The sequence below is a fragment of the Salmonella enterica subsp. enterica serovar Typhimurium str. LT2 genome (genome assembly GCF_000006945.2).
Lineage (GTDB): Bacteria > Pseudomonadota > Gammaproteobacteria > Enterobacterales > Enterobacteriaceae > Salmonella > Salmonella enterica.
In genome coordinates, this window is record NC_003197.2 from 4270564 (window position 1) to 4288142 (window position 17579).

18 protein-coding genes and 18 other annotated features are annotated in these 17579 nt (G+C 51.6%); of the genes, 15 read left to right on the plus strand and 3 right to left on the minus strand.

The annotated features are described in order from the left end of the window. Nucleotides 1–31: 31 nt before the first annotated feature. Nucleotides 32–37 (plus strand) — a ribosome-binding site (putative RBS for cpxP; RegulonDB:STMS1H003987). The 11 genes from cpxP (at nt 32) to STM4070 (ending at nt 9602) form a co-directional block, all read left to right on the plus strand. After that, nucleotides 32–545, plus strand: a protein-coding gene (gene cpxP / locus STM4060; RefSeq protein ID NP_462941.1) for a periplasmic repressor of cpx regulon by interaction with CpxA. Within the gene, nt 45–545 belong to an annotated coding region; the region does not span the whole gene. Its footprint overlaps the feature before it by 6 nt. A gap of 135 nt (nt 546–680) precedes the next feature. Continuing rightward, nucleotides 681–686, plus strand: a ribosome-binding site (putative RBS for yiiP; RegulonDB:STMS1H003988). Beyond that, nucleotides 681–1595 (plus strand): putative CDF family transport protein gene (gene yiiP / locus STM4061; protein NP_462942.1). Within the gene, nt 693–1595 belong to an annotated coding region; the region does not span the whole gene. Its footprint overlaps the feature before it by 6 nt. 175 nt (nt 1596–1770) lie before the next feature. Beyond that, nucleotides 1771–1776 (plus strand) — a ribosome-binding site (putative RBS for pfkA; RegulonDB:STMS1H003989). After that, nucleotides 1771–2742, plus strand: a protein-coding gene (pfkA, locus tag STM4062) for a 6-phosphofructokinase I (RefSeq protein NP_462943.1). Within the gene, nt 1780–2742 belong to an annotated coding region; the region does not span the whole gene. It overlaps the preceding feature by 6 nt. Nucleotides 2743–2939: 197 nt before the next feature. Further along, nucleotides 2940–2945: a ribosome-binding site (putative RBS for sbp; RegulonDB:STMS1H003990), on the plus strand. Beyond that, nucleotides 2940–3935, plus strand: a protein-coding gene (gene sbp / locus STM4063; protein ID NP_462944.1) for a sulfate transport protein. Within the gene, nt 2946–3935 belong to an annotated coding region; the region does not span the whole gene. (Overlaps the previous feature by 6 nt.) Nucleotides 3936–4020: 85 nt before the next feature. Then, nucleotides 4021–4026 (plus strand) — a ribosome-binding site (putative RBS for ushB; RegulonDB:STMS1H003991). Further along, the gene (gene ushB / locus STM4064; RefSeq protein NP_462945.1) for a CDP-diacylglycerol phosphotidylhydrolase occupies nt 4021–4791 on the plus strand. Within the gene, nt 4036–4791 belong to an annotated coding region; the region does not span the whole gene. It overlaps the preceding feature by 6 nt. A gap of 255 nt (nt 4792–5046) precedes the next feature. Next, nucleotides 5047–5052, plus strand: a ribosome-binding site (putative RBS for STM4065; RegulonDB:STMS1H003992). Further along, nucleotides 5047–6388, plus strand: a protein-coding gene (locus STM4065) for a putative permease of the Na+:galactoside symporter family (RefSeq protein ID NP_462946.1). Within the gene, nt 5054–6388 belong to an annotated coding region; the region does not span the whole gene. It overlaps the preceding feature by 6 nt. Nucleotides 6389–6391: 3 nt before the next feature. Next, nucleotides 6392–6397: a ribosome-binding site (putative RBS for STM4066; RegulonDB:STMS1H003993), on the plus strand. Continuing rightward, nucleotides 6392–7358, plus strand: a protein-coding gene (locus tag STM4066; RefSeq protein ID NP_462947.1) for a putative sugar kinase. Within the gene, nt 6399–7358 belong to an annotated coding region; the region does not span the whole gene. It overlaps the preceding feature by 6 nt. Nucleotides 7359–7360: 2 nt before the next feature. Continuing rightward, nucleotides 7361–7366, plus strand: a ribosome-binding site (putative RBS for STM4067; RegulonDB:STMS1H003994). Beyond that, the gene (locus STM4067) for a putative ADP-ribosylglycohydrolase (protein NP_462948.1) occupies nt 7361–8408 on the plus strand. Within the gene, nt 7368–8408 belong to an annotated coding region; the region does not span the whole gene. (Overlaps the previous feature by 6 nt.) A 55-nt stretch (nt 8409–8463) precedes the next feature. Next, nucleotides 8464–8469 (plus strand) — a ribosome-binding site (putative RBS for STM4068; RegulonDB:STMS1H003995). After that, the gene (locus STM4068; RefSeq protein ID NP_462949.1) for a putative gntR family regulatory protein occupies nt 8464–9193 on the plus strand. Within the gene, nt 8471–9193 belong to an annotated coding region; the region does not span the whole gene. It overlaps the preceding feature by 6 nt. 89 nt (nt 9194–9282) lie before the next feature. After that, nucleotides 9283–9288 (plus strand) — a ribosome-binding site (putative RBS for STM4069; RegulonDB:STMS1H003996). Then, nucleotides 9283–9455, plus strand: a protein-coding gene (locus tag STM4069) for a putative periplasmic protein (RefSeq protein ID NP_462950.1). Within the gene, nt 9291–9455 belong to an annotated coding region; the region does not span the whole gene. It overlaps the preceding feature by 6 nt. Before the next feature lie 10 nt (nt 9456–9465). Continuing rightward, nucleotides 9466–9471, plus strand: a ribosome-binding site (putative RBS for STM4070; RegulonDB:STMS1H003997). After that, nucleotides 9466–9602 (plus strand): putative cytoplasmic protein gene (locus STM4070; RefSeq protein ID NP_462951.1). Within the gene, nt 9471–9602 belong to an annotated coding region; the region does not span the whole gene. Its footprint overlaps the feature before it by 6 nt. A gap of 89 nt (nt 9603–9691) precedes the next feature. Here the strand turns inward: STM4070 and STM4071 are convergent. From STM4071 to ydeW, 3 genes are all read right to left on the minus strand, one after another. After that, nucleotides 9692–9962, minus strand: a protein-coding gene (locus STM4071; protein ID NP_462952.1) for a putative mannose-6-phosphate isomerase. Within the gene, nt 9692–9958 belong to an annotated coding region; the region does not span the whole gene. Continuing rightward, nucleotides 9957–9962 (minus strand) — a ribosome-binding site (putative RBS for STM4071; RegulonDB:STMS1H003998). (Overlaps the previous gene by 6 nt.) Nucleotides 9963–10055: 93 nt before the next feature. Continuing rightward, the gene (gene ydeV / locus STM4072; RefSeq protein NP_462953.1) for a putative sugar kinase occupies nt 10056–11660 on the minus strand. Within the gene, nt 10056–11648 belong to an annotated coding region; the region does not span the whole gene. Then, nucleotides 11655–11660: a ribosome-binding site (putative RBS for ydeV; RegulonDB:STMS1H003999), on the minus strand. It overlaps the preceding gene by 6 nt. 75 nt (nt 11661–11735) lie before the next feature. After that, nucleotides 11736–12707, minus strand: a protein-coding gene (ydeW, locus tag STM4073; protein ID NP_462954.1) for a putative transcriptional repressor. Within the gene, nt 11736–12695 belong to an annotated coding region; the region does not span the whole gene. Then, nucleotides 12702–12707: a ribosome-binding site (putative RBS for ydeW; RegulonDB:STMS1H004000), on the minus strand. (Overlaps the previous gene by 6 nt.) A gap of 232 nt (nt 12708–12939) precedes the next feature. Continuing rightward, nucleotides 12940–12945, plus strand: a ribosome-binding site (putative RBS for ego; RegulonDB:STMS1H004001). Between ydeW and ego the strand changes: the two genes are divergently transcribed. The 4 genes from ego (at nt 12940) to yneA (ending at nt 17572) form a co-directional block, all read left to right on the plus strand. Continuing rightward, nucleotides 12940–14486, plus strand: a protein-coding gene (gene ego / locus STM4074) for a putative ABC-type sugar aldose transport system (protein ID NP_462955.1). Within the gene, nt 12951–14486 belong to an annotated coding region; the region does not span the whole gene. It overlaps the preceding feature by 6 nt. Then, nucleotides 14472–14477: a ribosome-binding site (putative RBS for ydeY; RegulonDB:STMS1H004002), on the plus strand. (Overlaps the previous gene by 6 nt.) Then, the gene (gene ydeY / locus STM4075; RefSeq protein NP_462956.1) for a putative sugar transport protein occupies nt 14472–15523 on the plus strand. Within the gene, nt 14480–15523 belong to an annotated coding region; the region does not span the whole gene. Before ego ends, ydeY begins: the two co-directional genes overlap by 15 nt. Then, nucleotides 15512–15517: a ribosome-binding site (putative RBS for ydeZ; RegulonDB:STMS1H004003), on the plus strand. (Overlaps the previous gene by 6 nt.) Next, nucleotides 15512–16521 (plus strand): putative sugar transport protein gene (gene ydeZ, locus STM4076; protein ID NP_462957.1). Within the gene, nt 15520–16521 belong to an annotated coding region; the region does not span the whole gene. Before ydeY ends, ydeZ begins: the two co-directional genes overlap by 12 nt. Before the next feature lie 16 nt (nt 16522–16537). Continuing rightward, nucleotides 16538–16543, plus strand: a ribosome-binding site (putative RBS for yneA; RegulonDB:STMS1H004004). Next, nucleotides 16538–17572 (plus strand): putative sugar transport protein gene (yneA, locus tag STM4077; protein ID NP_462958.1). Within the gene, nt 16550–17572 belong to an annotated coding region; the region does not span the whole gene. It overlaps the preceding feature by 6 nt. The last annotated feature ends 7 nt before the right edge of the window (nt 17573–17579 follow it).

Below are 17579 nucleotides of genomic sequence, written 5' to 3' on the forward strand. Positions count from 1 at the left end.
TGTCTCTCGTTGAATCGCGACAGAAAAGATTTTGGGAGCAAGCGATGCGCAAAGTTACCGCTGCTGTTATGGCCTCAACGCTGGCATTCAGTTTTTTAAGCCACGCAGCTGAAGTTGTTACAAGCGATAACTGGCACCCCGGTGACGGGGCCACGCAGCGTAGCGCGCAAAATCATATGTTTGACGGCATAAGTTTAACCGAACATCAGCGTCAGCAGATGCGAGATCTTATGCAACAGGCAAGGCACGAACAGCCTCCTGTTAATGTTAGCGAAATGGAGACAATGCATCGGCTTGTCACCGCAGAAAAATTTGATGAAAGCGCTGTGCGCGCTCAGGCAGAAAAAATGGCGCAAGAGCAGGTTGCCCGCCAGGTCGAAATGGCCCGCGTGCGTAACCAGATGTATCGCCTGTTAACGCCGGAGCAGCAAGCGGTTTTGAATGAAAAGCATCAGCAACGAATGGAGCAACTGCGCGACGTGGCGCAATGGCAAAAAAGTTCATCGTTGAAATTATTGAGTAGTAGCAACTCACGTTCCCAGTAACAACCCTGTTTTCCTTGCCATAGACACCATCCCTGTCTTCCCCCACATGATGTGGGGGTTTTTTTTATCTCCAGTTTGTCATTCTGTTATTAGCTTACTGTTTTAAACCATCCGTTATACTACCGGCAGAAGATAGCGGGAGTATTTATGAATCAAACCTATGGACGGCTGGTTAGCCGGGCGGCTATCGCGGCAACGGCGATGGCATCAGCGTTACTTTTGATCAAAATTTTTGCGTGGTGGTATACGGGATCGGTGAGTATTCTGGCGGCGTTGGTGGACTCGCTGGTGGATATTGCCGCGTCATTGACGAATTTGTTGGTCGTGCGTTATTCGCTGCAACCCGCAGATGATGAACACACGTTTGGGCACGGTAAAGCGGAGTCGCTGGCGGCGCTGGCGCAAAGTATGTTTATTTCCGGTTCGGCGTTGTTTCTGTTTTTGACCAGTATTCAGAATCTGATTAAGCCGACGCCAATGAACGACCCCGGCGTGGGGATTGGCGTTACCGTCATCGCTCTGATATGCACTATTATACTGGTCACGTTTCAGCGCTGGGTGGTACGCAAGACCCAAAGTCAGGCGGTACGGGCGGATATGCTTCATTATCAGTCTGATGTTATGATGAACGGAGCGATTCTTATCGCGCTGGGGTTATCCTGGTACGGTTGGCATCGTGCGGATGCCCTGTTTGCGTTAGGTATCGGCATCTATATTTTGTATAGCGCGTTACGTATGGGGTATGAGGCGGTGCAGTCATTATTGGATCGCGCGCTGCCCGATGCGGAACGACAGGAAATTATTGATATCGTGACGTCATGGCCGGGAGTCAGCGGCGCGCACGATCTCCGCACGCGGCAGTCAGGGCCGACTCGCTTTATTCAGATTCATTTGGAAATGGAAGATAATCTGCCGCTCGTTCAGGCGCATTTTGTGGCTGACCAGGTAGAGCAGGCGATTTTACAGCGTTTTCCGGGTTCAGATGTCATTATTCATCAGGATCCCTGTTCAGTCGTTCCCAGGGAAGGCAGGAAGTTCGAGCTTGTATAATTGATTGTTAAAAAGTGAGCCAGGCCAGCATTTTGTGTATAAATTACCGCCATTTGGCCTGACCTGAATCAATTCAGCAGGAAGGGATTGTTATACTATCTGTATATTCGTTGGATCGTTTCGAAGTGCGAAATCGGCTTCCGGCAATAGATTTCATTTTGCATTCCAAAGTTCAGAGGTAGTCATGATTAAGAAAATCGGTGTGTTGACAAGCGGCGGTGATGCGCCGGGCATGAACGCGGCAATCCGCGGTGTTGTGCGCGCAGCGTTGACGGAAGGGCTGGAAGTCATGGGCATTTATGACGGCTATCTGGGCCTGTATGAAGATCGTATGGTTCAGCTTGACCGTTACAGCGTATCTGACATGATCAACCGTGGCGGTACTTTCCTCGGTTCTGCCCGTTTCCCGGAATTCCGTGACGAAAATATTCGCGCTGTCGCGATCGAAAACCTGAAAAAACGCGGTATCGATGCGCTGGTAGTTATTGGCGGCGACGGTTCTTATATGGGTGCAAAACGTCTGACTGAAATGGGCTTCCCGTGCATCGGTCTGCCAGGCACTATCGATAACGACATCAAAGGCACCGACTACACTATCGGCTACTTCACTGCTCTCGGCACTGTAGTGGAAGCGATTGACCGTCTGCGTGACACCTCCTCTTCTCACCAGCGTATCTCTATCGTTGAGGTGATGGGCCGTTATTGCGGCGACCTGACGTTGGCGGCGGCTATTGCTGGCGGCTGTGAGTTTATCGTGGTGCCGGAAGTTGAATTTAATCGCGAGGATCTGGTGGCGGAAATCAAAGCCGGGATCGCGAAAGGGAAAAAACACGCTATCGTCGCTATCACCGAACATATGTGTGATGTTGACGAGCTGGCGCACTTTATTGAAAAAGAAACGGGCCGTGAAACGCGTGCGACGGTGCTCGGCCACATTCAGCGCGGTGGTTCCCCGGTACCTTACGATCGCATTCTGGCTTCCCGTATGGGCGCGTATGCTATTGACCTGCTGCTGGAAGGCCATGGCGGTCGTTGTGTCGGTATCCAGAACGAGCAGCTTGTTCATCATGACATCATCGATGCGATTGAAAACATGAAGCGTCCGTTCAAAAGCGACTGGATGGAGTGCGCGAAAAAACTGTACTGATTGTTTTTGCGCGCCTGATGGCGCTACGCTTATCAGGCCTACAGGTTGCAGAAACGTGTAGGCCGGATTAGGCGTTAGCCGCCATCCGGCAATCCCTCAGATTTATTCCTCGAAGTTATAGCCAATCTTTTTTTATTCTTTAATGTTTGGATCTCTTTCTGGCACGCTTTGCTCATCACAACACAACATAAGCGAGTCTGGCGATGAAAAAGTGGGGCGTGGGATTCACATTATTGCTGGCGTCAACCAGCATTCTGGCAAAGGATATTCAGTTACTTAACGTATCGTACGATCCAACGCGTGAGCTGTACGAGCAGTACAACAAAGCGTTTAGCGCGCACTGGAAGCAGGAAACCGGCGACAACGTCGTGATCCGCCAATCGCACGGCGGTTCGGGTAAACAGGCGACTTCCGTTATTAACGGCATTGAAGCCGATGTCGTGACGCTGGCGCTGGCTTACGATGTGGACGCTATTGCGGAACGTGGTCGTATCGATAAAAACTGGATTAAGCGTCTGCCGGATAACTCAGCACCTTACACCTCCACCATCGTTTTCCTGGTCCGTAAAGGCAATCCAAAACAAATTCATGACTGGAACGATCTGATTAAACCCGGTGTGTCGGTGATTACGCCAAACCCGAAAAGCTCTGGCGGCGCACGCTGGAACTATCTGGCGGCATGGGGCTACGCCCTGCACCACAACAATAACGATCAGGCCAAAGCGCAGGACTTTGTCAAAGCCCTGTTTAAAAACGTTGAAGTGCTGGACTCCGGCGCGCGCGGCTCAACCAATACTTTCGTTGAACGCGGTATCGGTGATGTGCTGATTGCCTGGGAAAACGAAGCGCTACTGGCGACGAATGAACTGGGTAAAGATAAATTCGAGATAGTGACCCCGAGTGAATCTATTCTCGCAGAGCCGACCGTTTCCGTGGTCGACAAAGTGGTGGAAAAGAAAGACACCAAAGCGGTAGCGGAAGCCTACCTGAAGTATCTCTACTCGCCGGAAGGGCAGGAGATAGCAGCGAAAAACTTCTACCGTCCGCGCGATGCTGACGTGGCGAAAAAATACGACGATGCGTTTCCGAAGCTGAAGCTGTTCACCATTGACGAGGTGTTTGGCGGCTGGGCGAAGGCGCAAAAAGATCACTTCGCTAATGGCGGTACGTTCGACCAAATCAGCAAACGCTAAACCGTTTATAAACCCGGTAACGTATTATGTTACCGGGTTTTTTCTTTGCCACAATTTTGCGTTACTCTTCCCCGTCTATGGGTCACAGGGAACGCATATCATGAAAAAAACAGGCTACTTTTTACTGGCGGTGATAGTGATTGTCGCCGCGGCGGGCGTCGGTTACTGGAAATTTTCCGGCAACCCTGATGCATTACGGGAAATCGTGCTTGAACAATGCCTGCCCGATCAGTTACAGCATCAAAACCCAGCGCCGTGCGCGGAAGTCAAACCTCGCGCTGGCTATGTCGTCTTTAAAGATCGTCACGGTCCGTTGCAATATTTATTGATGCCCACCTACCGTATCAACGGTACAGAAAGCCCGCTATTGCTGGAACCCGCTACGCCCAACTTTTTCTGGCTGGCTTGGCAGGCTCGCGGCTATATGAGTAAAAAATACGGGCATGATATTCCGGATAGCGCGGTCTCGCTGGCGATTAATTCGCGGCTTGGTCGTTCACAGGACCATTTGCATATCCATATTTCTTGCATCCGTCCTGACGTTCGGGAACAACTGGATAACGATCTCACGCGCATCAGCACTCGCTGGCTTCCGCTGCCGGGTGGCCTGATGGGGCATGAATACCTGGCGCGCCGGGTAACCGAGAGCGAACTGGCGCAGCGTAGTCCGTTTATGATGCTGGCGGAAGAGGTGCCGGAAGCGCGCGATCATATGGGACGCTATGCGCTGGCGGTGGTACGCCAAAGCGACGACTCTTTTGTTCTGCTGGCGACCGAGCGTAATTTACTGACCTTCAATCGCGCATCGGCGGAAGAGATTCAGGATCATAGTTGCGCCATTTTGTCTTCCCGCTGATTTTCGTTACACCCCCTGTTCATTATCTTATTGATTCTTATCCCGGTTTAAAACCGGGGTAAGATCGTGTCTATAAAAATATGTGAAATCGATCAAAAGATATAAAGGTATACCTTTATATCTTTTGATGGTTAGTTACACTCTCTTCATAGCCTCCATAGATTGTCTGGTGGATGGCTTATATAAAAACGTTTTTATTTCATGTAGTGACATCATTAATTGTTCACCAGATTTGCGCTGTTAAGCGTAAAGGAATATCAACATGAAACTTTCTATCGTGGAAAAAATCGGCTTCGGCGCGGGAGATATGGCGATAAACGTTGTGATTATCGCCATGCAGCTGCTCCTCGCCTATTTCTATACCGATATCTACGGCCTGAGCGCCGCTGATGTTGGCGTACTGTTTGTGGTTGTGCGGATGATTGATGCCATTATCGATCCGGCCATGGGGGTTCTGACCGATAAACTGAATACGCGCTGGGGACGTTACCGCCCGTGGCTGCTGTGGTTTGCCATTCCTTTTGGTTTCGCCGTGTATTTGATGTTTATTACGCCTGACATGGCTTATATGGCCAAGCTGGCGTGGGCCTATGGCACCTATATTCTTATGACCCTGGTCTATACCGCGATCACCATTCCCTATATTTCGATGATTGGCGTGATTACCAGCGACCCCGTCGAACGGTTAAGCGCCAACGGTTATCGCTTTGTGATGACCAAGATTGCCGCTTTTCTGGTGACTATCGTCGTACCGATGCTTGCCGTCTGGCTGGGGCAGGGCAACAAGGCGCTGGGTTACCAGTTTTCGATGGGGCTGATGGGGGCGATGGGCGCCTTGCTGTTTATCTTCTGTTTTCTTACCACGCGTGAACGCAGCGAGCCGGAAATTACGTCGTTATCGGTGGGGAAACAGTTTAAATATCTGTTACGCAACGATCAGTGGATTATTCTCGGCGTTGTTATTCTGCTGCTGATGTGCGGTTATGTTATTCGCGGTTCCGTTGCCGCTTATTACGCTAAGTATTATCTGAACGGCGGCGATAGCCTGATTTCACCCTTCCTGACTACCGGCGTCGTTGCCTCTATTTTAGCGATGATCGCTACCACCTGGATAACCAAGTTCTGGGACAAAATTAAGATGTTCCGCTACACCCAGATTATTACCTTTATCCTGAGCGCGCTGATGTATTTCTCCGTCGGGCGTGAAAACCTTGTCCTGGCGTTTGCCTTCTATTTTCTTATTAATTTCTTCTGCGATATGCAAATGCCGGTGTTCTGGTCCTCTATCGCCGAAGCGGTGGATTACGGAGAAAAGAAAACCGGTCTGCGCGTTTCCGGGTTGGCGTTTGGCGGCATCCTCTTCTTCCAGAAGTTTGGGATGGGGATCGCGGGCGGGATACTCGGATTCCTGCTGAGCCACTTTGGCTATCAGGCCGATGTTGAACAGAGCGCGCGTTCGCTCACCGGTATTGCGCTGATGATGACGCTCATTCCGGCTCTGTTTCACCTTGCGGTTGGGCTGCTTATGAAAAAGTATCTGATTAATAATGAATATTATCGAGATATTCAGCTTGCCCTGGCGCAGAAACAGGCATAAGGAGGCGCAAATGAAGGCCATGAATAAGGTTTGGGTTATCGGCGATGCCTCCGTTGATCTGGTGCCGGAAAAACAGAACAGCTATCTGAAATGCCCCGGCGGAGCGTCGGCGAACGTGGGGGTATGCGTTGCCAGGCTGGGCGGAGAGTGCGGTTTTATTGGCTGTCTTGGTGACGATGACGCCGGCCGCTTCCTGCGCCAGGTTTTTCAGGATAACGGCGTGGATGTCACGTTTCTAAGGCTGGATGCGGACCTGACCAGCGCGGTGCTGATCGTCAACCTGACGGCTGATGGGGAGCGCAGCTTTACCTATCTGGTGCATCCGGGGGCTGATACCTACGTTTCGCCGCAGGACCTGCCGCCGTTCAGGCAGTACGAATGGTTTTACTTCAGCTCAATTGGCCTCACCGACAGGCCCGCTCGCGAGGCGTGCCTTGAGGGAGCGAGACGCATGCGAGAAGCCGGTGGCTACGTGTTATTCGACGTCAACTTACGCAGCAAAATGTGGGGGAATACTGATGAAATCCCTGAACTGATCGCCCGGTCCGCCGCACTGGCTTCTATCTGCAAAGTCTCGGCAGATGAGCTGTGCCAGCTCAGCGGGGCCAGTCACTGGCAGGATGCGCGTTATTACCTGCGCGATCTTGGGTGTGACACCACGATCATTTCGCTGGGGGCCGATGGCGCGCTGTTGATTACCGCCGAGGGGGAGTTCCATTTTCCCGCACCACGCGTCGATGTTGTCGATACCACGGGAGCCGGTGATGCTTTTGTCGGCGGACTGTTGTTCACCCTTTCCCGCGCAAATTGCTGGGATCATGCCCTGCTGGCGGAAGCCATCAGCAATGCCAATGCCTGCGGCGCTATGGCGGTGACGGCAAAAGGCGCAATGACCGCTTTACCGTTTCCTGACCAACTCAACACTTTTCTTTCCAGCCATTCGCTGGCACAAGCCATGACCGTGAAATAAGGAGTCATCATGCACGTTGATCGAAACAAAATACTGGGATGCCTGGTGGGCGCCGCCGCCGCGGACGCGATGGGAGCCGCGACGGAAGTACGCACCCAGCAGCAAATAAAAGACTATTTTGGCGGCTGGGTGACGACCTTTCAAAAACCGCCAGCGGACACGTTTGGCCGCTGCAACGAAGCGGGGATGTGCACGGATGATTTTATTCAGGCGAAGTACATCATGGATGCGCTGCTGCGCCATCAACGCCAGGTCAGCGACGAGGCGATGCGCGAGGCTTTCCAGCAGTGGCTGGATTACCCGTACTACGCCAACTTTACCGGCCCGACGACGCGTGCGGCAATGAAGGCAATATTCAATGATAACCGCGCCTCTTTACAGGGTGAGCTGGAAGGCGAGAAACAGTCGGTACAGATTATTAATAAGGGTAACGCGGAGGCAACGAACGGCGCCGCCATGAAGATTTGGCCAGCGGCGGTGCTGCACCCGGGTGATATTGACGCGGCGATTGAATGCGCGCTACAGATTTGCCGCTTTACCCATAATAACGTGCTGGCGATGTCCGGCGCAGCGGCGATGGCGGCGGCAACCAGCGAGGCGTTAAGAGCGCAGACCAATGCAGACAGCATTATTGCCGCCGGTATTTACGGTGCGCAAAGGGGCTATCTGCTGGCGCAGGAGCAAGGGGCGATGATGGTCGCCGGGCCTTCCGTTGCCCGACGCATTGAGCTGGCCGTAGATATCGGTAAACGTCATCGCCATTGGGAAACGGCGGTGGTGGAACTTGCTGATATTATTGGCTCCGGGCTGCACGTGAGTGAAGCGGTGCCGGCGGCCTTTGGCCTGTTCGCGTGTTGTCCGAATTCTGCCGTAGATGCTATTATCTCCGGCGTTAATATCGGCAATGATACTGATACTGTCGCCACCATGGTCGGGGCGATTTCCGGCGCATTCCATGGCGTGGAGGCTTTTCCCGCCGATTATTTAACGACTTTGGATCGTATGAATCATTTCGATTTGGCAGAACTGGCCAGGCAAATCGCAGGGTAGCGACTTCACCCTGCCGGGGACGGTAAAACGTCCCCTGCTGGCGAAGACGTGAGGTGCGCAGCTTGCAGGTTGATAAAACGAGCTTTACTCCGCTTTATAAGCAACTATTTTTTATCATCTGTCAGCAGATCCAGAACGGGTCTTTGCCTTTGGGTAGCCAACTACCGACGCAAAAAGAGATTGCCAGATCCTACAACGTCTCGCTGATTGTGGTTAAACAGGCCTGGAGCGAATTAATCAATGCGGGCATTATTTCCTCCCAGCGCGGAAGTGGTTCGGTGGTGTGCTCGGTGCCGGAAGGCGTGAGCTACGGGCACACGTTTCGCGGTATTACCCGCGATCTCCAGGACGCCAGCGTGGCGATTGAGAACCGTATTCTGGAAATCGCGCCGCGCCGCGCGCGCGACGCTCAGGCAGACGGCTTGAGCCTGCCCGCACAGCATCACTATCTCTATATTTCGCGTATTCGTTGCCTGAATAACCGCCCATTTAACCATGAGAAAATATATCTCGATCTCAGCTTCTTTCCCGGCCTGGAACTCACACCGCAGGCGCTGGAGCATACGTCGCTTTATTCGTTATTAAACGTCACAAGCGACTCGGCGATAGAAAAAGTTGAGGCGATTTTACCTTCCGCTGACCTGTGCGAAAAATTGCAAATCGCCGCCAATAAACCGCTGTTATCCGTCGCCAGACAGACGTTTCAGGCCGGGAAGGACAGCCCTTTTGAGTATTGCCGCTATTACGTGCTGTCTGAATACTTTGGTGAAATTCATTATCACTGATCTGTCCACTTAATCCTGCGATAACCCCACCATATCTGGCGTTTACCTGCCTGACTGTCCGTCGTATTCTTGCTGAAAAAATCGTCAGGAGACAGGTATGTCGCTCTGGTTGTCCCATCCTCTGTTCCTCCCGTCCATCATCGTTGGCGTTACTATCCTTCTGTGGGCGACTTCGCCACTGCCGGAGTTTATGACCGCACTGCTATTTTTTGCTGTGGCGATGGGACCAGGGAAAGTTCCTGCGCGGGCGGGGATGCTGTGATGTATCGCGCTGGCGGTGATACGCCAAAGCGATGGCTCTTTTGTCCTGCTGGCGACCGAGCGTAATTTACTGATCTTCAATCGCGCTTCTGCCGAGGAAATTCAGGATCATCAGTGTGATATCTTGAACCAACAGGTCATCAAATGACAGCTTGATATTGCATTAACGAATACCGTTTGGAGGCCGGACAAGGCTCTCGTGGCGCTATCCGGCAAAATCTGGCGATGGCGCGGGCGTTACCAGGCCGGTGGATCTGCGGGGTGGCTGTCATTTTCCAGATGCGGCGATTTAATAAACACGCCTTTCCAGGGTTTATCGCCGTTATTAATGAGATAATGCGCCTCCCCAGGTTCGCACTGTAAAACATCTCCAGTTTGCAGGATATGAGGTGTTCCTTCCAGATACAGGCACACTTCACCGCTTAGGGTATAAAAAATCTCACAAGCGGTATTATGGCGATGGTTAGGGAATGACTGCCCTGGTTGTAGTATGACGACGCCCATATCGCAGCCCGGCCCACGGATTAAGTATTTAGGGCCATTATCGCCAAAGCGGTATTCATGATTCTTCTCATTCGTTTTTTGCATGCTTATTCTCCTGTTACAGGCCTGGCGCTTTCCAGAGGGATGTCGTTAAGCCACCATCGACCAGCGCGCGTTGATCCTGATAAACGGCCTGCCATTTTTCTCTGGCCTGCTGATAGACAGCGAAATTTTCAGGATTAGGTTTATGCTCCCGATCCCAGCGCACTAGCTTTTCTCCCGTTTCCGCCAGCGATGGCCAGACACCCACGCCAACGCCTGCGGCAATAGCGCACCCTAGCGCGGTAGCTTCTTTGACGACAGGTACGTGAACGGTGAGTCCCGTAACGTCGGCAAGGATTTGGCTCCATAATTTGCCTTTAGATCCTCCGCCAGCAAAAACCAGCGAGTCGGCCTGTACGCCGGAAAACGCGGCAATTTGCTGTAAATTGCAGGCGGAAACAATGGCGGCATTCTCTTCCAGCGCGCGAAATAGGGTCGCTTTATTACACTTTTCAGGATCGATAGACAGATTGATAAACGACGGCGCGGCATGGTACCAGCGTTTAAAACGCATAACGTCAGAGAAGATGGGCATCACACCGTACGCGCCGGGAGGCACCCGGCTGGCCATATCTTCCAGCAGGGAATACGCATCAATACCTAACCTTTCAGCGATTAGTTTTTCCTCGGCGCAAAAGGCGTCGCGGAACCAACGCATCGTTAACCCAGTAAAAAAGCTAATAGACTCGGTTTGTACCATACCGGGGATCACATGAGGATTGATGCGAACGTTCATGTTTGGGTCGGTGACCGGCGCGGGAAGATTGACGACCTGTTGCCAGAAGGTTCCGCCCAGCACGGCCGTTTGCGCCGGGCGTACGACGCCCAGCCCCAGACAGCCTAACTGCACATCGCCGCCGCCAACGATGACCGGCGTACCCGCTTGCAGGTCGCACTGTTCAGCCGCTTTCTGTGAAATGTGACCGAGCAGCGTCCCGGTTTCTTTTACCGGCGAGAGAATGTCAGAACGCAGGCCCGCCATCTGTAACAGACTACGTTTCCAGTTGCGGGTCACCAGATCCAATAACCCCGTCGTGCCTGCGTTGGAGGGATCGACCGCCAGTTCGCCGCTGAGCATAAAGGCCATCCAGTCGCTGATCATAGTGACGGTTGACGCGCGATGATAAATATCCGGACGATGGTGGGCAAGCCAGAGCAGACGCGGAATAGCGCTGAGCGCCAGCGTTTGCCCGGAGCAACGATAAACTTCCTCCTCAAAGGTGTTATCGTACAGCTCTTTTAATTCACTGACTTCGTGCGCCGCGCGGGCGTCAACATTAGCGCAGGCCCAAATTGGTTCGCCGTTACTGTCATAAATAACAATGCCTTCACGCATCGAGCAGGCCGATACGGCAGCGATAGCCGTTGCAGGGATGGCGGCTTTCTGTAGTGCCTGACGGATACACTGGCAAGCCAGTTGCCAGTTTTTGGCAAGATCAAACTCCATCGAACCAGGCACATCCGGCACGGCCAGATGCTGCCATTCCGCTTGACCGACAGCTATTTGCTTTCCTTGTAGATCAAAAATTACTGCTCTGACGCTACCGGTACCGGCGTCAAGAGCCATCAGGTAATGTCCTGATTCAGTATGGGTACAGAGTCGAGCCATTTTTTTATCCTCGGCTATTTTTACATCGTTACATAAAATCCTGTCAGTTATTGTTTATTGAATTGAGGTAAGTGTTATTTTATTTTTTTATTTTTCAATAATTTGAATTATTTTCCCTGCGGTTTTCTGATCGGTAACCAGTGCATTGATATAGTTACCGCGCATAGCGGCAATAATAGCTTCTGCTTTTTGTTCGCCGCCGGCGACGCCAATCACGGTTGGGATCGTGGAAAGTGAATTTAACTTCAGGCCAATTAATTCGTTATGGATTTTGATGTCTGGAATAATTTCGCCATGAGCATCAAAAAAATAGCCCAGAATATCGCCTACTGCGCCTTTGCGGCCAATCATGAGTTGTTCACCCTGAGTGATATAACCGGATTTTAAGATACTGGCTTGATCTTTCTGGTTAATTGCCCCAATCCCCACGATGGCGGCATCGGCAGCTTGCGCTGTGAGCATCACATCCCGCACGCTATTTTCATTGCGCAGCGTGCAGGCAATTTCCTGCGATGATGCGCGCAGCGGCGCGGGCATAATACTTACGCTACAAGCGGCATCAAGCTGGCCTATTCCGGTCATATACGGCCCCACGCCGCCGGATAACGTGACCAGTCGGATTTGTTGCGCCGAGATAAATCCGCTGAGGCGTTTTAATGTGGTCATCGTGGCTTCGCCAAAGCCGACGGCCAGCAGTTGCTGTGGCCGCAGTGACTCCATCAACATATGGGCGGCGCCGATTCCTAAGCGCAGACCAATATCGGCATCGGGTAATGCCGGCAGCACGCGGATATTCTGCAATGCGAAGTGGTTGCGCAAGGCATTTTCATACTCAAGACACCCTTCGAAGCGGGAGTTGATTTGTACGCGAATAATACCGGACTGATGCCCTTTCTCCAGCAGACGAGAAACCTTTAGCCGGGTTAGCCCCAGACGCTCGCTGATTTCACTCTGCGTCAATCCATCGTGATAGTAGAACCAGGCAATACGCGCCACCTGCTCTTCTTCGCACATTCCATAATCAGATACCAACGTATTATCGCTCATTGTCATAACCTGGCTTTACTTTGAACATTTCTAAATCATTAACACAATTGTTCAGTTATCACTCCGAAATAACCGTGATTAACGCCACAAAAACGCGCCAAATCTGAACATTTATCATCTAAAAATTCATTTATTCAGAAAACGTGATCTGGATGAGAGTTTTTTGACCAAATAACTACTACCGTTTTGAACAATTTCTTTTTCAAAAAACATTTGTTCAGTCCCGTCAGTCAACATTGAGGGAGCGGAGGCAACATGCAAATCAGTCACAATACTGCATCCCCTCTGATTTGTGTGCAGAACATTTATAAAAGTTATTCCGGCGTCGAAGTACTAAAGGGAATTGACTTTACTCTGCATGCGGGAGAGGTGCACGCATTGCTTGGCGGCAATGGTGCGGGTAAATCAACATTAATGAAGATTATTGCCGGTATAGTCCCGCCAGATGGAGGGACTATCGATATTGCTGGTGTGCGTTGCAGTCATTTAACGCCTCTGAAGGCGCACCAGTATGGCATTTACCTGGTTCCCCAGGAGCCTCTGTTATTTCCGAGTTTATCTGTGCGGGAAAATATCTTGTTTGGCTTGCAGGGACGTCAGGCCTCCACGGAAAAAATGCAGCAGCTATTAAAGGCGATGGGATGCCAACTCGATCCGGCGAGCGCTGCGGGTACGCTTGATGTTGCAGACCGCCAGATCGTTGAAATTATGCGCGGCTTGATGCGCGACTCGCGAATCTTAATTCTTGATGAGCCCACGGCGTCGTTAACGCCAGCCGAAACTGATCGGTTATTTACGCGTCTGCAAGAGTTGCTGAAAAAGGGTGTCGGAATTGTATTTATTTCTCATAAGCTACCAGAAATTAGACAGTTAGCTCACTGCGTTAGCGTGATGCGTGACGGTAAAATCGCATTATTCGGAAAAACGCATGACCTTTCTACCGACGAGATTATTCAAGCTATCACCCCGGCAACGCAGGGCGTCAGTCTTTCCGCGAATCAAAAGTTGTGGCTGGAATTGCCTGGCAGCCGCCCGCAGAACGAACGCGGCGCGACAGTATTAGCGCTGGAGTCACTGACGGGCGAAGGTTTTATGAATATCAACCTTGAGGTGCGGGCAGGCGAAATCCTTGGTCTGGCCGGGTTGGTCGGCGCGGGACGCACAGAACTGGCTGAAACGCTGTACGGTATTAGACCGGTCAATGCGGGGCGGATGCTGTTCAATGGTCAAGAAATTAACGCCCTGACAACCCAACAGCGGTTGCAGCTCGGCCTGGTCTATTTGCCGGAAGATCGGCAGTCATCCGGGCTGTATCTTGACGCTTCCCTGGCATGGAATGTCTGTTCGCTGACCCACAACCAAAAAGGATTTTGGATAAAGCCCCAGCGGGATAACGCCACCCTTGAACGTTACCACCGCGCGTTAAATATCAAACTCAATAATGCCGAACAGGCGGCGCGTACTTTATCCGGCGGTAACCAGCAAAAAGTATTGATTGCCAAATGCCTGGAGGCCTCTCCGCAATTACTGATTGTCGATGAACCGACCCGCGGTGTCGATGTCTCCGCCCGCAGCGATATTTATCAGCTGTTGCGCAGTATCGCGCAACAAAATGTCGCGGTGCTATTTATTTCCTCCGATCTGGAAGAGATAGAGCAGATGGCCGATCGCGTATATGTCATGCACCAGGGGGAACTGGGGGGGCCTGCGTTATGCGGCGAGGAAATTAACGTTGATACCATCATGCACGTTGCGTTTGGCGAACATGGTGCGTCGGAGGCAACATGTTGAAATTCATCCAAAATAACCGGGAAGCGACGGCACTGCTGGCAATAGTCTGTTTATTCGTGTTTCCTGGCGCGCTGGATAGTCAGTATTTGAGCGTGCAAACGCTGACAATGGTTTTCAGTAGCGCGCAAATTTTGATGCTGTTGGCGATTGGCGCGACGATGGTAATGCTCACCCGCAATATTGATGTATCGGTGGGCTCGACGACAGGAATGTGCGCGGTATTGCTGGGAGTGATGTTAAACGCCGGCTATAGCCTGCCGGTCGCCTGCCTGGCCACACTAATATTAGGAATTGTCGCCGGATTTTTTAATGGCGTACTGGTTGCCTGGTTGAAGATACCCGCCATTGTCGCCACTCTGGGAACGCTGGGCTTGTATCGTGGGATCATGCTGCTATGGACAGGGGGGAAATGGATTGAAGGATTACCCGCAGGCTTAAAGCAACTCTCTGCTCCGGTGTTTCTGGGAATTTCCGCAATCGGCTGGTTTACCCTGGTGTTAGCGCTGCTTATGGCCTGGCTCCTGGCGAAAACCGCCTTTGGCCGCAATTTTTACGCCACCGGCGATAACCTGCAGGGCGCCCGGCAATTGGGTGTCCGTACCGAGATGGTACGCATCATGGCATTTTCACTTAATGGCGGTATGGCGGCATTGGCTGGAATCGTGTTTGCCTCGCAGATTGGCTTCATTCCCAATCAAACCGGCACGGGGCTGGAAATGAAAGCCATCGCGGCCTGCGTATTGGGGGGAATTAGCCTGTTAGGCGGGTCAGGCACGGTCATCGGCGCTATTCTCGGCGCTTATTTTCTTACGCAAATCGATAGTGTGTTAGTGCTGCTGCGTATCCCCGCCTGGTGGAACGATTTTATTGCTGGCCTGGTATTGTTGGGCGTACTGGTATTCGATGGGCGGCTGCGTTGCGCATTACAACGCAATCTGCGCCGCCAGAAATATGCCCGTTTTATATCACCACCCACTCCACTACAGACGGAAGCAAAAACGCACGCACAACAGAATAAAAACAAAGAGGTGGCATGATGAATCCATGGCGACGCTATAGCTGGGAAATTGCGCTGGCAGCCTTATTGATCTTTGAAATTCTGGCTTTCGGTCTGATTAATCCACGTTTATTAGATATTAATGTCTTACTTTTTAGCACTAGCGATTTTATTTGTATCGGTATTGTCGCTTTGCCGCTAACAATGGTTATTGTCAGCGGTGGTATGGATATTTCATTTGGTTCTACAATCGGGCTATGCGCGATTACCCTGGGTGTGCTGTTTCAGCTCGGTATGCCGCTACCTTTAGCGATTATTATTACCCTACTACTTGGCGCAATATGTGGGCTGATAAATGCCGGACTTATTATTTATACCGGCGTAAACCCGTTGGTGATTACCCTGGGAACCATGTATTTATTTGGTGGTAGCGCATTATTGTTATCTGGTATGGCTGGCGCCACGGGTTATGAAGGTATTGGTGGATTTCCCACAGCGTTCACTGACTTTGCCAATATTTCATTTCTTGGTATTCCCATGCCGCTTATTTTTTTTCTTGTGTGCTGTCTGTTTTTCTGGCTGCTCATGCATCGTACGCATATGGGACGCAACGTTTTCCTGATTGGCCAGAGCGCCCGTGTCGCGCAGTACAGCGCGATCCCGGTGAATCGCACGTTGTATACCGTGTATGCCATGACCGGATGCGCCTCCGCGATCGCCGCCGTATTACTGGTTTCTTACTTTGGCTCCGCACGTTCGGATCTGGGCGCCTCTTTCCTGATGCCGGCCATTACGGCGGTTGTGCTGGGAGGCGCCAATATTTATGGCGGCTCCGGGTCGATTATGGGGTCCGCGTTGGCGGCGCTGCTGGTGGGATTTTTACAGCAGGGGCTACAGATGGCCGGAGTGCCGAATCAAATTTCCAGCGCATTGTCCGGTGCGCTTCTCATTGTTGTTGTCGTTGGTCGTTCCGTCAGTTTGCATCGTCACCAAATCCTTGAATGGTACTCACGCCGTCGCAATGCGCATCAGGCATGATTTCCTTTTGAAATTTATGGAGAAAAAAATGGCAAGACACAGCATTAAAATGATCGCCTTACTCACTGCGTTTGGTCTGGCATCTGCGGCAATGACCGTGCAGGCGGCAGAGCGGATTGCTTTTATTCCCAAACTGGTTGGCGTGGGCTTTTTTACCAGCGGCGGCAATGGCGCGCAGGAAGCGGGAAAAGCGCTGGGCATTGACGTAACTTACGATGGCCCTACAGAGCCCAGCGTCTCAGGCCAGGTTCAACTGGTGAATAACTTTGTCAATCAGGGGTATGACGCCATTATCGTTTCTGCCGTTTCGCCTGATGGCCTGTGCCCGGCGTTGAAGCGGGCAATGCAAAGAGGCGTGAAAATATTAACCTGGGATTCCGATACCAAGCCGGAGTGCCGTTCTTACTATATCAATCAAGGGACGCCAAAACAGCTCGGCAGCATGCTGGTAGAGATGGCCGCTCATCAGGTGGACAAAGAGAAAGCGAAAGTCGCTTTCTTCTATTCCAGCCCAACGGTGACCGACCAGAACCAGTGGGTGAAAGAAGCTAAAGCCAAAATTAGCCAGGAACATCCGGGGTGGGAGATAGTCACTACCCAGTTTGGCTATAACGATGCCACGAAATCGCTCCAGACGGCGGAAGGTATCATCAAAGCGTATCCCGATCTGGATGCCATCATCGCGCCTGACGCTAACGCTTTACCTGCTGCGGCACAGGCGGCGGAGAACCTTAAACGCAATAATCTCGCGATTGTTGGTTTTAGTACGCCGAATGTAATGCGCCCTTATGTTCAGCGCGGCACTGTTAAAGAGTTTGGCCTGTGGGATGTCGTCCAACAGGGAAAAATTTCCGTATATGTCGCCAATGCGTTGCTGAAAAATATGCCAATGAATGTCGGTGATTCACTGGATATTCCCGGCATCGGCAAAGTCACCGTTTCACCTAATAGTGAGCAGGGATATCACTATGAGGCAAAAGGTAACGGCATTGTGTTATTGCCGGAGCGTGTCATTTTCAACAAAGACAATATCGACAAATATGATTTCTGATAACTGT

Coding starts and splice junctions, on each gene's coding strand:
- cpxP (NP_462941.1), top strand. CDS start 45: ATGCGCAAAGTTACCGCTGCTGTTATGGCCTCAACGCTGGCATTCAGT.
- yiiP (NP_462942.1), top strand. CDS start 693: ATGAATCAAACCTATGGACGGCTGGTTAGCCGGGCGGCTATCGCGGCA.
- pfkA (NP_462943.1), top strand. CDS start 1,780: ATGATTAAGAAAATCGGTGTGTTGACAAGCGGCGGTGATGCGCCGGGC.
- sbp (NP_462944.1), top strand. CDS start 2,946: ATGAAAAAGTGGGGCGTGGGATTCACATTATTGCTGGCGTCAACCAGC.
- ushB (NP_462945.1), top strand. CDS start 4,036: ATGAAAAAAACAGGCTACTTTTTACTGGCGGTGATAGTGATTGTCGCC.
- STM4065 (NP_462946.1), top strand. CDS start 5,054: ATGAAACTTTCTATCGTGGAAAAAATCGGCTTCGGCGCGGGAGATATG.
- STM4066 (NP_462947.1), top strand. CDS start 6,399: ATGAAGGCCATGAATAAGGTTTGGGTTATCGGCGATGCCTCCGTTGAT.
- STM4067 (NP_462948.1), top strand. CDS start 7,368: ATGCACGTTGATCGAAACAAAATACTGGGATGCCTGGTGGGCGCCGCC.
- STM4069 (NP_462950.1), top strand. CDS start 9,291: ATGTCGCTCTGGTTGTCCCATCCTCTGTTCCTCCCGTCCATCATCGTT.
- STM4071 (NP_462952.1), bottom strand. CDS start 9,958: ATGGGCGTCGTCATACTACAACCAGGGCAGTCATTCCCTAACCATCGC.
- ydeV (NP_462953.1), bottom strand. CDS start 11,648: ATGGCTCGACTCTGTACCCATACTGAATCAGGACATTACCTGATGGCT.
- ydeW (NP_462954.1), bottom strand. CDS start 12,695: ATGAGCGATAATACGTTGGTATCTGATTATGGAATGTGCGAAGAAGAG.
- ego (NP_462955.1), top strand. CDS start 12,951: ATGCAAATCAGTCACAATACTGCATCCCCTCTGATTTGTGTGCAGAAC.
- ydeY (NP_462956.1), top strand. CDS start 14,480: ATGTTGAAATTCATCCAAAATAACCGGGAAGCGACGGCACTGCTGGCA.
- ydeZ (NP_462957.1), top strand. CDS start 15,520: ATGATGAATCCATGGCGACGCTATAGCTGGGAAATTGCGCTGGCAGCC.
- yneA (NP_462958.1), top strand. CDS start 16,550: ATGGCAAGACACAGCATTAAAATGATCGCCTTACTCACTGCGTTTGGT.